We start from the raw sequence: 14,504 nt of genomic DNA on the forward strand, positions 1-14,504 counted from the left end.
TTCGTGCGCGAACAGATCCGCCGAACGTGGGTTACCCGCACGCTTTTTCGCGCCAGCCGTGACACGAGGCCACACTCGGCGGGCCGCGCAGCGGGGTTACTTCTTCAGCGGCACGCAGTCGTGCAGGCAGTCCGGGCTCGTCGACGGCGATTGAGCCGTGGCTTTACGGTGCAGCACCGCGCGGGTCGGCGTGATCTGCAACGTGTCGTCAGCGGGTCGGCCGGTTCCGTCGACGATCAACGAGTAGCCGCCAGGTTCGCGCGGCGGCCAGAGCACCGTGACATCGCCGTGCGCGGTGACGTTGCGTTGTGTGGTCTTGCCGATGGATCCGACGTCGAGCGTGCCGTCGACGAGGACCGGGTCCACCGCGACGGTGTGCGCGCGGTAGTCGTCGCCGACGGTGATCAGGTAGGCGAAGTCGAAATCGGCCAGCGCGTCACCCAGCTTGTCGAGGTCGACTTTGACACTCATGACGTCGGCTCCGGTTGACGACCCCGGATCAACCGGCCGGGACGCGCCGCGGTGGGCACCCCGTGCTCGGCGATGACCTCACCGGACACGATGGTCGCGACATAACCGTCGGCGCGCTGGTCCAGGCGTCGACCACCCGCGGGCAGATCGTGGGCGACGACGGGCCGGTGCAGCTGCACCGCGTCGTGGTCGATGACGTTGAGATCGGCCTTGTAGCCCACCGCTATTCGGCCGCGGTCGGCCAGGCCGGCCACCCGCGCAGGCACCGACGTCAACTCGCGTACCGCTTCGGCCACCGACAGCCGGCCCGACGCGCGGTCGCGCGCCCAGTGCGCCAACATGTAGGTGGGAAAGCTTGCGTCACAGATCATTCCGTAGTGCGCACCGCCGTCACCGAGACCCAGCACGACGTCGTCGCGGCGGATCAACTCCGCCACCGTGTCGAGGCTGCCGTCGCGGAAGTTGGCCAGCGTGACGAGCAGCATCGCGTGCCCGTCGTCGTCGAGTAGCCGGTCGTAGGCCTCCTCGAGCGGGCTGACGCCGCGAACCCTGGCTCGGCTGGCGATGCTCTCCGAACGCGGAGGTTCGTAGTCCGGCGGGTCACCAAGGGGGAACATCCACTCGAACGCCTGCGCCGCGAACATCAGCGGGTGGCCGTCGGAAGCCGGGGTATCAGACAGGATCCGCTGGCGCACTTCGGGTTTGCGCATCTCGGCGACGCGTTCGGCCAGCGGCAGCGCCGCGATCTCGCGGTAGCTCGGGTACATGACGAACGGGTTGCCCGACAGCTCCAGCCCGAGCACCAGCCCGATCGGGCGGGGGAAGATCTGCGCGGTGATATCGCCGCCCGCTGAGTTGGCCTTCTCCACCATGGTCAGCGCGTCGACGAAGAACGGGTCGCCGGCGTTGCCGATGGCCAACGTGAACGTCACCGGAAGGCCGACGTCCTCGGCGACATCGAACACCGTCTGCAGCACGGGTTCGTAGTCGCCGGCGACCAGGTCGGGGACGAACTGGATCAGGCCGCCGCCGGCATCGTCGACGCCGCGTGCGATGGCCTCGATTTCGGCGCGGTCGGCGTCATAGCTGGGGATCGGCCGGCCGCTTTCGGTCTTGTGCAAAGTGAACCGCGACGACGCGAAGCCCAGCGCGCCGACCTGGACCGCTTCGGCGGCGAGCTTGCGCATCAGCGCGAGGTCCTCGGTCGTGGCCGGTTCGCGGTCGACGCCGCGCTGACCCATCACGTAGACGCGCAGCGGGGAGTGCGGCAGCAGCGCCGCCACGTCGATGTCGCGGTGTCGCGACTCCAGCGCGTCGAGGAACTCGGGGAACGTCTCCCAACTCCACGGCAACCCGTCCACCATCACCACACCGGGGATGTCCTCGACGCCGGCCATCACGTCGACCAGCACGTCGTGGTCTTCGGGGCGGCAGGGCGCGAACCCGACGCCGCAGTTGCCCATCACCGCCGTGGTCACCCCGTGCGCCGAGGAGGGGGTGAGCCGGTCCGACCAGATCGCCTGGCCGTCGTAGTGGGTGTGCAGGTCGACGAAGCCGGGCGTGACGAGCAGGCCGGTCGCGTCGATCTCGCGTGTTCCGGTGCCGTCCACCGCGCCGACGGCGGCGATCACGCCGTCCGAGATCGCCACGTCGCCGACGAAGGGGTCGCCGCCGAGGCCGTCGACGACGGTCCCGCCGCGGATCACGAGTTCATATGTCATACGTCGAATCTACGATGAGCCGGTGATCGATCACTTCGGAATCAACTGTGCGGACTGGGAGCGGTCGAAGGCCTTCTACGACAAGGTGCTCGGCGTGCTCGGCTACACCCGGCAGTTGGACTATCAGGTCGCCATCGGCTACGGCGCCGACGGCAAGCCGGATTTCTGGATCGCCGACATGACCAAGGGCGACGCGGCCGGACCCAACCGTGAGGTGCATTTTGCGTTTGAGGCCGTCGACACCGATGCGGTGCAGGCCTTCTACGCCGCCGCGCTCGAGGCCGGCGCCGAGTCCCTGCACGCGCCGCGGCTGTGGCCGGAGTATCACCCCGGCTACTACGGGGCGTTCGTCCGTGATCCGGACGGCAACAACATCGAGGCGGTTTTCCACGACTTTTCCGCTGGCGCGGCGTCGGCGGCGGACTGAGTAACGTCGGGGCATGGCTGACTCTGATGTTTCGGCGGTTCGCGAACTGCTGCGTGACATGTTCACCCGGCAGATCGAGCACGTCGAGGAGCTGACAGACGGACTGACCGATGAGGTTGCGTTCTACCGCCCGACCAACGAGGCCAACAGCATCTCCTGGCTCATCTGGCACAGCGCGCGCCAGCAGGATCTGCAGTTGTGCGCCCTCGCCGATACCGAGCAGGTGTGGTTCCGCGACGGCTGGGTCGACCGGTTCAACCTCGACCTGCCGCGTGGCGCGATGGGGTACGGCGACGGGCCGGCGGAGGTCGCCAAGGTGCGCGCGTCGGCCGATCTACTCGCCGGCTACTACCGCGCCGTGCACAAGATGACGTTGGAGTACATCGCGTCGGTGACCCCCGATGAGTTGCGCCGCGTCGTCGACGAGAACTGGGATCCGCCCGTCACCGCGGGCGTGCGCCTGGTGAGCATCGTCGACGATGCCGCCCAGCACCTCGGCGCGGCCGCCTACCTGCGCGGAATTGCGTGATCAAGTGGTGGCCGGCGGTCGGGTTGACCGCGATGGTTCTGCTCGGCTGGGCCGTGGGCAAATCATCCACCGGCATTGACGACTGGTTTCACCAGTACAGCAATAGCCCGACGCGTGATCTGCGAGGGTTCACCGATCCGCTGGCGCTGGTCGTCATCGTGGCTGCCACGGTCGCGTTTGCGATGTATCGGCGACGGTGGCTGCTGGCCGCCATCGCCGCGGTGCTGCCGTATAGCGCGTATCTGCTGGTGCAGGTGATCAAGCCCGTTTTCGGCCGGGAGAAGGGCGGCGGCCTGGCTTATCCGAGCGGGCACATCACGACGACGACCGTGGTGTTGGGGCTGTTCGTGCTGGTCACTGGCTGTGCGCTGTGGGCGCTGGTGTTTGCGACGGTGTATATCGGGTTGGCGGTTATCGGGGTCGGCACAACGTTTCACTACTTCACCGACACGGTCGGCGGGATGCTGTTGGGCACGTCGCTGGTCGGCATCGCGGCGCTTCTCGCGGCACCGAACTTGACGCGTGTCAACACGCGTGCGGTCTGGGTCACACGAGGTGGTTAGCATGGGGTTATGACTGCGACACCCGACGTTGAGCGGCCCGATACCAGCACCATCCACAACCCCGCGACGGGCGCGGTCGCCGGAACCGTGCGATGGACCGATCCCGCCGATGTGCCGCGGGTCGCGGCCCGGCTGCGCGACGCGCAGAAACAGTGGGAAGCGCGCGGGCCCAAGGGGCGTGCCAAGGTATTGGCCCGGTATGCGGTGTGGATGGGTGAGCACCGCGACGAGATCGAGGCGATGCTGATCAAGGAGACCGGCAAGTCGGCGGCCGACGCCGCTCAAGAGGTGCCGCTGCTGGTCATGATCGCGTCGTACTACATCAAGACGATGGAGAAAGCGCTGGCGCCGGAGACCCGGCCGGCGGCCCTGCCGTTCCTGGCGATCAAGAAGGTCGAGGTGCACTACCGGCCGCGTCCGGTGGTCGGCATCGTTGCCCCGTGGAACTATCCGGTGGCCAACCTGTTGATGGACGGCCTGGCGGCGTTGGCGGCTGGGTGCGCGGTGATGCTCAAACCGTCCGAGCGCACGCCGCTGACCGCCGAGCTGCTGCTGCGCGGCTGGCTGGACTCGGGGGCACCTGAGGTGATGGCGATCGTGCAGGGCGCGCGTGAGGCGGTCGAGGCCGTCGTCGACAACTCCGACTACGTACAGTTCACCGGTTCGAGCGCGACGGGCGCCAAGGTGATGGAGCGGGCGGCGCGCCGGCTCACCCCGGTCAGCCTGGAACTGGGCGGCAAGGACCCGATGATCGTGCTGGAGGACGCCGACGTCGAGCTGGCGGCCAACGCGGCTGTGTGGGGCGCGATGTTCAACGCCGGTCAGACGTGTGTGTCGGTCGAGCGGGTGTACGCGCTGGCACCCGTCTATGACCAGTTCGTCTCCGCGGTGGTGCGCGCGGTGGAGAACCTCAAGATGGGTGCGGGCGAAGGCTACGACTTCGGCTCGCTGATCGACGAGAGCCAGATCGAGGTGACCGAACGGCATGTGCGCGAGGCCGTGGCGGCCGGGGCGAAGGTGCTCACCGGCGGCAAGCGCCTCGACGGACCGGGCAGCTTCTATCAGCCGACGGTGCTCGTCGACGTCGACCATTCGATGGCGTGCATGACCGAGGAGACCTTCGGCCCGACGCTGCCGATCATGAAGGTCGACAGCGTCTCCGAAGCGATCCGGCTGGCCAATGACAGCCCGTACGGCTTGTCGGCATCGGTGTTCTCCAAGGACATCGAGCGCGCCAAAGCGATTGCGGTGCAGTTGGATTGCGGCGCGGTCAACATCAACGACGTGATCTCCAACCTGATGTGTACGACGGCGCCGATGGGCGGCTGGAAGGCATCGGGAATCGGGGCGCGGTTCGGCGGCGCGGAGGGATTGCGCAAGTTCTGCCGCCAGGAGGCGGTGGTGGCGCCGCGCACCAACGTCGGCGCGGGCGGCACGTACTACAACAACTCGCTCAAGGCGCTCAAGCGGTTGAACACGCTGATGATGAAGCTGGCGTTGGCACGGCCGCGCCGCGTCGCGAAGTAGCTCGGGGATCGCCGAAACCTTACCGAGGGTCGTTTGCCCGTCGGCGCAGAAATTCTCCGCCGGAAGGGCTTGAGTAAGTTCGACTACGGCAACGAGGTAAGGAGGGCACGCGTGCGGCTGGTGACGACCATGGTCTTGTGGCTCGTCACCACGATCCTTCTTGCCGTGGCCGTCCCGGCGATGTGGGCACAGCGCAACGTCGTCAGCGAGGACGGTTATGCCGCGCTCGCGGCCTCAGCGGCCAAAGACCCGCAGTTGCAGAGTGCGATGGCCGCCGAGCTGACACGACAGATCCTCTCTTTCGCGTCCGACAACGGGTACACACTCAACCGCGATCCGGTCCGCGGCGGAACCGTCGCCTACACCAGCAGCGCCGGCTTTCCCGGGCAGTTCGGCCAGGCCAACCGCATTGCGCACCGCTGGCTGTTCACCGATTCCGTGCAGCGCGAAGAAGGCTCCAACCGCTGGCTGATCGATATCGCCCCGATGCTCAACGACCCCTCGATCAAGCAGTTGCTCGGGGACATCGACCTCGACGTGCCCCAGACCCTGACCGTCCCGATCACGGTGCCAGAAACCACGGGGCTACATCCGGGGAAGCTGCGGCTGGTGTCGATGTGGGGACCGTGGGTCAGCGTCGGCGCGACGATCCTGACCGGCGTCTTCGCCCTGTTGACCCTGGCCGCGTCCCGATCACGCGGTAAAACGTTTGCCGCGCTGGGCGTTTCGGCGCTACTGGTCGGCGCCGCCGGGTGGGCGGGGTTGGAGGTGGCGCGCAGCCACGTCGACGACGCGCTCAACCAAACCACCGGCGACATCCGCCTGATCGCCGAGGTACTGGTCGGCCGCGCCGAAGACAGCCTGCACCACTGGCTGAACCTGACGCTGGCCGCCGGCGCAGCGCTGGTGGTGTTCGGGGTGCTGGTGTCGATGCTGGGTGGATTGCGCCGACGCGACGGTTAGCCCATCTTTGTATTGATACCGTCGACGCATGCCGTTCGTCTCGGACATCGTCGGCCCCCAGCAGCCCGTGCAAGCGTCGCCGCCGCTGGCCGCCGGGGCGCTGCGCCGCACGAGCACCATCGACACGCATCCGACCGATGACGGGGGTTCCGACGTCGACCTGCGCGCCAGCGACGTGGTGGGAGGCGGAGCCGACACACTCGACCGGGTCGCGATACATGCGCGCCTGCACAACCGCATCATCGCCGACCTTTCCGCCGTTCCGTACGACGACCGGCTGAGCCGGCTGGTAGGCCACCGCGTCGGCCCCGGCTTCCGCTCGACGGTGACTGAACTGCTGCCCGAGGATGTCGAGCGGGCCAGCCTTCTGAATCTGCTGCTCGACGACTGGGTGGGCGCGGCCCTGGTGTCCGGTTATGCGCTGCAACACACGGCTATCGAGCTCGGTGCCGAGCGCGAACTGCCGGCTGGCACCGTGGATCGGATGACGGGCATCTGCGCGGGTTTCGCGCCGGATGCGTCGCTGGTGTCGTACGCGCGACGCAACGACATCATCCCGACCGCGCGCGGCCCGGTTGCGCCGGTTCTTGACTCTGCGCATGCTGTCGAACCGTTGCGCCCCAACGGGATGCGTCGCTACCGGCGACTGGACCTGCATCCGGCGGATGCCGGATCAGCGGAGTTCGATGCCCACTTCCGTGACTCGCATGTCGACAGCGACGGGCTCGAGACGATCGTGCACGAGTACACCGTCACCGGCGTTGTGGATACGTCGACGCGGACCATCGCCTCGGTGCGGGCGGAGGTGCGGGTGTTGCCGTGGCAGGAATGTCCCGGCGCCATCGGAAGCGCCCAACGTGTCCAGGGGATTTCGCTGATGGAGTTGCGGGACCGTATCCGCCGCGAGTTCGTCGGCACGACCACATGCACGCACCTCAACGACACGTTGCGTGCGATCGGGGATCTCCACGCGCTCTTCGAGCTGCGTACGAGCCGCTAGGGTTCGATGATGTGTGACGGGTCTGGCCGCTTCTCGGGCGGCGCCTGACTGTAGTCGCCCCAGGGACCGTCGCGCTGTTCGACGGCGGCCCGAACGCCTTGGGATGCAGCGGTGTCGACGAAGCCGAGAGCATCGGGGGTGTTGCGCATCAGCCCGTCGAGGATGCCGCCGAGGGTCTGGGTGGAGGCCAGGCCCATGTTCTCGTAGGCCTGGTTGACGATCAGTTTCTGGGCCTGAAGCTGAGACAGCGGGATGTTGGCGAGCTTGGCTGCGATCTCGCGCACGCGGGCTTCGAGCTTCTCGAACGGCACCGACTCGTTGATGAGTTCGACTGCGGCAGCTTCCTTTCCGGTCAGCGGCTCACCGGTTAGGGAATGCCATTTGACCTTCGACAAGCTCAGCCGGTAGAGCCACATGCCGGTCAGGTAGGCACCCCACATGCGCGCGTATGGCGTGCCGATGACGGCGTCGTCGCTGGCGATGACGATGTCGGCGCACAGCGCGTAGTCGCTGGCACCGCCGACGCACCAACCATGCACCTGCGCGATGACGGGTTTGGACGCGCGCCAGATCGCCATAAACTTCTGATGCGGACTGGTTTCGCGGGCGCTGACCAACGCGAAATCCTTGCCGGGGTCCCAGCGACCGTCGGTGTTCATCGCCTCACCCCAGTGCTGGAAGCCGCCGCCGAAGTCGTAGCCGCCGGAGAAGGCGCGGCCCGCACCGCGCAACACGATCACAGCGACCGCGGGATCGCGTTCGGCCAGGCCGATGGCCTGCTCGATCTCGTCGGGCATCGGCGGCACGATGGTGTTGAGCTGATCTGGCCGATTCAGCGTGATGGTGGCGATCGGGGGTTCGCTGCGGTACAGAAGCGTCTCGAACTGCGGTGTCGACATGCCTGCAGTCTGGCGCGAGTGTCGGGTTGACGCACGCTTTCTGCGCTCAGACGTAGGTGAACCCGACAGTCGGCAAGGGGTGTAAAGTTCAGCCTCGCCCGACGGAGAGGTGGCAAATGAACCGCTACATCGCATGGTCAGTGCCCGTGGCAGCCGTGAGCCTGATCTTGGTCGGATGCTCCGGTGACAACTCCACCAGCACCGACGCCCCCACGACCGCCGAAGCGACCACAACCTCGGCGGCCGCAGCGGTTCCCGCCGAAGTCTTGGACAAGGCGGCCGCCGACTACAAGGCCTATGTCTCGAGCAACATCGACGAACTCGAGCGCGTCGTAAAGGTTTTCACCGATGCGGTGCGCGCAGGCGACCTGCAGGCGGCGCAGGACGCCTACGCGCCGTCGCGGGTGCCGTGGGAGCGCATCGAGCCGATCGCGGGCCTGGTCGAAGACATCGACCGCAAGATCGACGCCCGCGTCGACGACTTCGCAGGTGTCGACGATCCCGAGTTCACCGGCTGGCACCGGCTGGAGTACATCCTGTTCGAGCAGAACACCACCGAGGGCGCCGCCCCGTTCGCCGACCAGCTCGACTCAGACGTCGCGGCGCTCAAGGAGCAATTCCCCTCGGTCGAGGTGAAACCCGTCGACGTGGCCAACGGAGCCGCGGAGCTGATCGAAGAGGTGTCCGAAGGCAAGATCACTGGCGAGGAGGACCGCTACTCCAAGACCGACCTGTGGGACTTCGACGCCAACCTCCAAGGTGCCCGCGACGCGGTCGGCAAGTTGAATCCCGCGCTGGTTGAGGCTGATCCGGCGCTACTCGGCAAGATCGACGCGGGCATCAACTCGGTGTTCGACACCATGCGACCCCTGCGTCGCGGCGACGGCTGGGTGTTGTTCTGCACCGAGAACGATCCCTACCCGTCCCCGCGCTGCACCGGGGTGACCGTCGACCCGCCGACCATCGACAAGCTCAAGGCCGAGCTCGCCGGGCTCTCCGAGAACATGTCTCAAGTCGCGGGAGTACTGAAGCTGAAGTGAGCCCAGGGCCGCGCCGGCCAGGCATCTCGCGCCGGGCCTTCGTGACCGGGGCGCTTGGCACCGGCGCGGTCGTCGGCGCCGGCGCCGGGCTGGTCGGCTGCGCACGCGACGCCGGCCCCGCTGCCGCGCCGCAGCCGACGTTCGTGCCGTTCGAGGGCCCACACCAAACCGGCATCACCGCGCTGCCGGTGCCCGAGCAGGGGCTGGTGGCGTCGTTCAACGTGCTGTCCAAGGACCGTGCCGCGCTGGCGGACACGCTGGCCACGCTCACCGACGAGATCCGCGGCCTGATGGCGGGCAAACCGCCGGAGGTGCGCGACCCGGAATATCCGCCGGTGGACTCCGGCATCCTCGGGGACAAGCCGCCCGCCGACAACCTGTCCATCGTCGTCGGGGTGGGGGCGTCGCTGTTCGACGACCGGTTCGGGCTGGCCGACCGCAAGCCCAAAGAACTGGTCACCATGCCGTTTCTGGCCAACGACCGGCTGGACCCGACGCTGTCGCACGGCGATCTGTCGATCATCTTCGAGGCCGGCCACAACGACACCGTGCAGTTCGCGCTGCGTCAGTTGATGCGCCGCACCCGAAGCGATCTGGTGCTGCGCTGGATGGTCGACGGCTACGCCCGCGGCATCGGCGCGGGCCGGGCCTCGGAGGCGACGACGCCGCGAAACCTGTTGGGATTCAAGGACGGAACGTCCAACCTGGATGTGAACGACGCCGCTGTGATGGACCGGCACGTGTGGGTGGGGCCCGACGACGGCGAGCCGGCGTGGGCGGTCGGCGGGTCGTATCAGGCGGTGCGCATCATTCGGATGTTCGTCGAGTTCTGGGACCGCACCCAGCTGGTCGAGCAGGAGGCGATCTTCGGGCGCAGCAAGGTCAGTGGCGCGCCGCTGGGCATATCCGACGAGTTCGCCGATCCCGACTACCCTTCGGACCCCGACGGCGAGCGGATCCCGCTCGATGCGCACATCCGGTTGGCCAACCCGCGCACCACGCAGACGGACGAAAACCTGATCCTGCGCCGCGGATTCAACTACTCCCGCGGTTTCGACGGTGCCGGCCGGCTCGACCAGGGGCTGGCGTTCATCGCCTACCAGCGCAGCCTGCAGCAGGGGTTCCTGACCGTGCAGAGCCGGCTGAAGGGCGAACCGCTCGAGGAGTACATCCTGCCGGTCGGCGGCGGCTTCTACTTCGTCCTGCCCGGCGTCAGCGGCCCCGACCGGTTCCTCGGCGACCAGCTGGTCAGCTGAGCACCGACCACAGAAACTCATAGATCAAGGCCGAACGGAACGCGATCTGGGCGTTGTCCGCAGCACCCGCATGCCCGCCCTCGATGTTTTCGTAGTAGTGCACCGGATGGCCGGCCGCCTCCAGCGCCGCAGTCATCTTGCGGGCATGTCCTGGATGCACCCGGTCGTCGCGGGTCGATGTGGTGATCAACACCGGCGGATAACGCCGGCCCGCCGAAATATTCTGGTACGGCGAGTATTTGGATATGAACGCCCAGTCCTCCGGATCGTCGGGATCACCGTACTCGGCCACCCACGACGCACCGGCCAGCAGCAGATGGAAGCGGCGCATGTCCAGCAGCGGGACGCTGCACACCAGCGCGCCGAACAGCTCTGGGTACTGCGTCAACATCACCCCCATCAGTAGTCCACCGTTGCTGCCGCCCTGAGCGCCCAACTGGTCGACGGTGGTGATACCGCGCTCCACCAGATCCCGTGCCACAGCGGCGAAATCCTCGTACACCAGGTGCCTGTTCTCGCGCATCGCCTGGGTGTGCCAGCGCGGACCGTACTCCCCGCCACCGCGGATGTTGGCCAGCACATAGGTGCCGCCGCGGGCGAACCACAGCCGACCGAGTACCCCGCTGTAGCTCGGTGTGTTGGCGACCTCGAACCCGCCGTATCCGCCGAGCAGCGTCGGGCCCGACGCTTCGATGTGACGGTGGCCCACAACGAAATACGGGATCGCGGTACCGTCGTCAGACTGCGCGAAGTGCTGGGTGACCACGAGATCGGCCGCGTCGAAGAACGACGGGGCCCGCTTGATCTCGGTCAACTGGTCGCCGGCAGATCCGTGCAGCAGGCGTGATGGGGTATCGAATCCGCTTGAGTCCAGGAAGATCTCGTCGCCGACATCGTCGGCTGTGACGATCACCGTGTTGGTATTGGCGGGCAGGCCCGGCACCGGCTCGGCCTGCCACGTTCCCGGTGTCACGACCTCCACGCGGCTGGCGACGTCAGCCAAAGTCACCATGACCAGCTTGTCGCGCGTCCATGCGTACTGGTTCAGGCAGGTGTGCTCGTCGGGGGCGAACACGACCGTCAGTTCCGCAGTGCCCGCGAGGAACTCGTCGTAATCGGCGGCCAGCAGCGACCCGGCCGCATACTGCGCCGTGCCGGTGTACCAATCGGTGCGCAGCTCGATCAGTAGCCAGTTGCGGTGCGCCGAAACGGTCGCATCGGTAGGCGCGTCGATCCGAATCAGTTCCGCACCGCGCAGTTCGTAAACCTCGTCGTTGAAGAAGTCGATCGCCCTGCTGATCATGGTGCGCTCGAAGCCCGGCGTGCGGTCCACGGCCGCCGCGACGATGACGTCATCCCGGGCCCCGCTGAACACCGTCTCGGCCTCGGTGAGCGGCTGTCCCCGGCGCCAGCGCTTGACCTGGCGCGGATAGCCCGACTCGGTCAGCGAGCCCTCGCCGAAGTCGGTGCCGACCAGGACGGTGTCCTCGTCAGCCCAGGTGATCTGGGTCTTGGCCTCGGGCAGCTCGAACCCGCCGGTAACGAATTTCCGTGTCGTCATGTCGAATTCGCGCACCACCGCGGCGTCGGAGCCGCCGCGTGACAGCTCGACGAGCGCCAGCCTGTAATCGGGTTCGATCACGTCGGCGCCGGCCCACACCCAGTTCTCTTTGTCGACACGCGCAAGCTCATCAATGTCGATGAGCACGTCCCATTCGGGCTCCTCGCTGCGGTAGCTGGCCAGCGTCGTGCGCCGCCACAGCCCACGCGGGTTGGCCGCGTCGCGCCAGAAGTTGTAGAGGTGTTCGCCGCGCCGACGCACATAGGGGATGCGGGCGTCGGTGTCGAGCACCTCCAGCGCATCGACGCGCATCTGCTCGAAACGTTCGCCGCCGAACTCGGCGAGCGTCGGCTCGTTGCGCTTGCGCACCCAGTCCAGCGCGTCGTCGCCGGTGATGTCTTCCAGCCACAGGTACGGGTCATCGGTCACAGAGCCAGTCACAGATCCATTGTGGCCGCTCGGCGTAGTGTGAGGTCGGTTACACCGTCTGAGGAGGGAGTCGCTGATGACTGTTTACGCTTGTCCCGGTTCGGCGGACGCGCTGATGGCATACGAGTCGCGCTACGAGAACTTCATCGGTGGCCAGTGGGTGCCGCCCGTTGCCGGGGAGTACTTCGAGAACCCGACGCCGGTCACCGGCCAGCCGTTCTGCGAGGTCGCGCGCTCCACCGAGGACGACGTCAACAAGGCTCTCGACGCCGCCCACGGCGCCGCAGGGCAGTGGGGTAAGACCGCGCCCGCCGAACGCGCCAACATCCTCAACAGGATCGCCGACCGCATCGAAGCCAACCTCGAATCGATCGCGCTGGCAGAGTCGTGGGACAACGGCAAACCCATCCGCGAGACCCTCAACGCCGACATCCCGCTCGCCATTGACCACTTCCGCTACTTCGCAGGCGCGATCCGCGCCCAGGAGGGCTCGCTGAGCCAGATCGACGATGACACCGTCGCCTACCACTTCCACGAACCGCTCGGCGTCGTCGGCCAGATCATCCCGTGGAACTTTCCGATCCTGATGGCCACCTGGAAGCTGGCGCCCGCGCTGGCGGCAGGCAACGCCGTCGTGCTCAAACCCGCCGAGCAGACCCCGGCGTCGATCATGTACCTGATGTCGTTGATCGGCGACCTGCTGCCCGCCGGAGTCATCAACGTGGTCAACGGGTTTGGGTTCGAGGCCGGTAAGCCGCTGGCGTCCAGCAACCGCATCGCCAAGATCGCGTTCACCGGTGAGACCACCACCGGCCGGCTGATCATGCAGTACGCATCGCAGAACCTGATCCCCGTCACCCTGGAGCTGGGCGGCAAGAGCCCGAACATCTTCTTCGCCGACGTGCTGGCCAGTCCGAATGGGGAAGCCGACGACTACCAGGACAAGGCGCTGGAGGGCTTCACGATGTTCGCGCTGAACCAGGGCGAGGTGTGCACCTGCCCGTCGCGCAGCCTGGTGCAGGCCGACATCTACGACGAATTCCTGGAGCTGGCCGCGATCCGGACCAAGGCGGTGCGCCAGGGCGATCCGCTGGACACCGAAACCATGATCGGCTCGCAGGCGTCCAACGACCAGCTCGAAAAGGTGCTGTCCTACATCGACATCGGCAAGTCCGAGGGCGCCAAGGTGGTCACCGGCGGGGAGCGCGCGCAACTCGGCGGCGACCTCAACGGCGGTTATTACGTGCAGCCGACGATCTTCGAGGGCCACAACAAGATGCGGATCTTCCAGGAGGAGATCTTCGGCCCGGTCGTGGCCGTCACGTCTTTCCGCGATTACGACGACGCCATCGCGATCGCGAACGACACCCTCTACGGACTCGGCGCCGGGGTGTGGTCGCGCAACGGCAACACCGCCTACCGCGCCGGTCGCGACATCAAGGCCGGCCGGGTGTGGACCAACTGCTACCACGCCTACCCGGCGCATGCGGCGTTCGGCGGCTACAAGCAGTCGGGCATCGGCCGCGAGAACCACAAGATGATGCTCGACCACTATCAGCAGACCAAGAACCTGCTGGTGTCCTACAGCGACAAGGCGCAGGGCTTCTTCTGATGTCGGAGCGATTTCGGCGCGCAAACGCCCCCTCCGCGGCCGTTAGCGCGCCGAAATCGCCGCCAGGCTCGCCGCCGCGGGCGCTGATCACCGCCGCGGCCGCCGACCTGCTGACCAGGCTGCAGGCCAGACATGGCCCGCTGATGTTTCACCAGTCCGGCGGGTGCTGCGACGGGTCGTCGCCGATGTGCTACCCCGACGGCGAGTTCATCGTCGGGGACCGCGACGTCTTGCTCGAAATCCTCGACGTCGGCGACGGCGTGCCGGTGTGGATCTCCGGACCGCAGTTCGAGGCGTGGAAACACACCCAGCTGGTGATCGACGTCGTGGCGGGCCGCGGCGGCGGGTTCAGTATCGAAGCGCCCGAAGGCATGCGGTTCCTGACGCGCGGCCGAGCGTTCACCGACGAAGAGAACGCGCTGCTGGCCGAGCGGGCACCGGGCACCGGTGCCGAATATGCGGCAGGGCGTGCCTCAGAGGTTTGAGGCCCGATCGGAGTTAACCTG

The 14,504-nt window shown here is 67.1% G+C and carries 14 protein-coding genes; 10 read left to right on the top strand and 4 right to left on the bottom strand.

Annotation, left to right across the window (positions count from 1 at the left end):
• Positions 1–96 precede the first annotated feature (96 nt).
• The gene (locus ABQE44_RS13555; RefSeq protein ID WP_220691247.1) at positions 97–471 is read right to left on the bottom strand and encodes a pyridoxamine 5'-phosphate oxidase family protein; all 375 of its coding nucleotides are present in this window, start codon (positions 469–471) and stop codon (positions 97–99) included.
• Positions 468–2,192 carry an N-acyl-D-amino-acid deacylase family protein gene (locus tag ABQE44_RS13560; RefSeq protein ID WP_448430283.1) on the bottom strand — a complete coding sequence of 575 codons (1,725 nt, stop codon included), beginning with the start codon at positions 2,190–2,192 and terminating at the stop codon, positions 468–470. The genes ABQE44_RS13555 and ABQE44_RS13560 overlap by 4 nt, the downstream gene beginning before the upstream one ends.
• 22 nt (positions 2,193–2,214) lie before the next feature.
• On the opposite strand from ABQE44_RS13560, the gene ABQE44_RS13565 reads away from it, so the two are divergent.
• The 6 genes from ABQE44_RS13565 to ABQE44_RS13590 all read left to right on the top strand — a co-directional run bounded on the left by ABQE44_RS13565 (position 2,215) and on the right by ABQE44_RS13590 (position 7,201).
• The gene (locus ABQE44_RS13565; RefSeq protein ID WP_448392335.1) at positions 2,215–2,619 is read left to right on the top strand and encodes a VOC family protein; all 405 of its coding nucleotides are present in this window, start codon (positions 2,215–2,217) and stop codon (positions 2,617–2,619) included.
• 13 nt (positions 2,620–2,632) lie between these two features.
• Positions 2,633–3,148, top strand: coding sequence for a mycothiol transferase (locus ABQE44_RS13570; RefSeq protein WP_448392334.1), 516 nt, complete (start codon positions 2,633–2,635; stop codon positions 3,146–3,148).
• Positions 3,145–3,711 carry a phosphatase PAP2 family protein gene (locus ABQE44_RS13575; protein ID WP_448430285.1) on the top strand — a complete coding sequence of 189 codons (567 nt, stop codon included), beginning with the start codon at positions 3,145–3,147 and terminating at the stop codon, positions 3,709–3,711. Before ABQE44_RS13570 ends, ABQE44_RS13575 begins: the two co-directional genes overlap by 4 nt.
• 9 nt (positions 3,712–3,720) lie before the next feature.
• Positions 3,721–5,238, top strand: a complete 1,518-nt coding sequence (locus ABQE44_RS13580) for an aldehyde dehydrogenase family protein (RefSeq protein ID WP_448392332.1) — start codon at positions 3,721–3,723, stop codon at positions 5,236–5,238.
• 111 nt (positions 5,239–5,349) lie between these two features.
• Positions 5,350–6,201 (top strand): hypothetical protein, encoded by an 852-nt coding sequence (locus tag ABQE44_RS13585; protein ID WP_448430287.1) that lies wholly within the window; start codon positions 5,350–5,352, stop codon positions 6,199–6,201.
• Between the two features lie 28 nt (positions 6,202–6,229).
• The gene (locus ABQE44_RS13590; RefSeq protein WP_448430289.1) at positions 6,230–7,201 is read left to right on the top strand and encodes a DUF2889 domain-containing protein; all 972 of its coding nucleotides are present in this window, start codon (positions 6,230–6,232) and stop codon (positions 7,199–7,201) included.
• Here the strand turns inward: ABQE44_RS13590 and ABQE44_RS13595 are convergent.
• Positions 7,198–8,100 (bottom strand): crotonase/enoyl-CoA hydratase family protein, encoded by a 903-nt coding sequence (locus ABQE44_RS13595; protein WP_448430291.1) that lies wholly within the window; start codon positions 8,098–8,100, stop codon positions 7,198–7,200. The genes ABQE44_RS13590 and ABQE44_RS13595 overlap by 4 nt on opposite strands.
• Positions 8,101–8,216: 116 nt before the next feature.
• On the opposite strand from ABQE44_RS13595, the gene efeO reads away from it, so the two are divergent.
• Together efeO and ABQE44_RS13605 are read left to right on the top strand one after the other, a co-directional pair.
• Positions 8,217–9,140 (top strand): iron uptake system protein EfeO, encoded by a 924-nt coding sequence (gene efeO, locus ABQE44_RS13600; RefSeq protein WP_448392328.1) that lies wholly within the window; start codon positions 8,217–8,219, stop codon positions 9,138–9,140.
• Positions 9,137–10,396, top strand: a complete 1,260-nt coding sequence (locus tag ABQE44_RS13605) for a Dyp-type peroxidase (RefSeq protein ID WP_448430293.1) — start codon at positions 9,137–9,139, stop codon at positions 10,394–10,396. The genes efeO and ABQE44_RS13605 overlap by 4 nt, the downstream gene beginning before the upstream one ends.
• Here the strand turns inward: ABQE44_RS13605 and ABQE44_RS13610 are convergent.
• A complete protein-coding gene (locus ABQE44_RS13610; RefSeq protein WP_448392326.1) occupies positions 10,389–12,398 on the bottom strand; it encodes a prolyl oligopeptidase family serine peptidase in 2,010 nt (669 codons plus the stop codon). The genes ABQE44_RS13605 and ABQE44_RS13610 overlap by 8 nt on opposite strands.
• A 64-nt stretch (positions 12,399–12,462) precedes the next feature.
• On the opposite strand from ABQE44_RS13610, the gene adh reads away from it, so the two are divergent.
• Entirely contained in the window at positions 12,463–13,998 is a 1,536-nt protein-coding gene (gene adh / locus ABQE44_RS13615; RefSeq protein ID WP_448430295.1) for an aldehyde dehydrogenase, read from the top strand.
• The gene (locus tag ABQE44_RS13620) at positions 13,998–14,483 is read left to right on the top strand and encodes a DUF779 domain-containing protein (RefSeq protein WP_448430296.1); all 486 of its coding nucleotides are present in this window, start codon (positions 13,998–14,000) and stop codon (positions 14,481–14,483) included. Before adh ends, ABQE44_RS13620 begins: the two co-directional genes overlap by 1 nt.
• Positions 14,484–14,504: the final 21 nt, after the last annotated feature.

Source organism: Mycolicibacterium sp. XJ2546 (assembly GCF_053483195.1).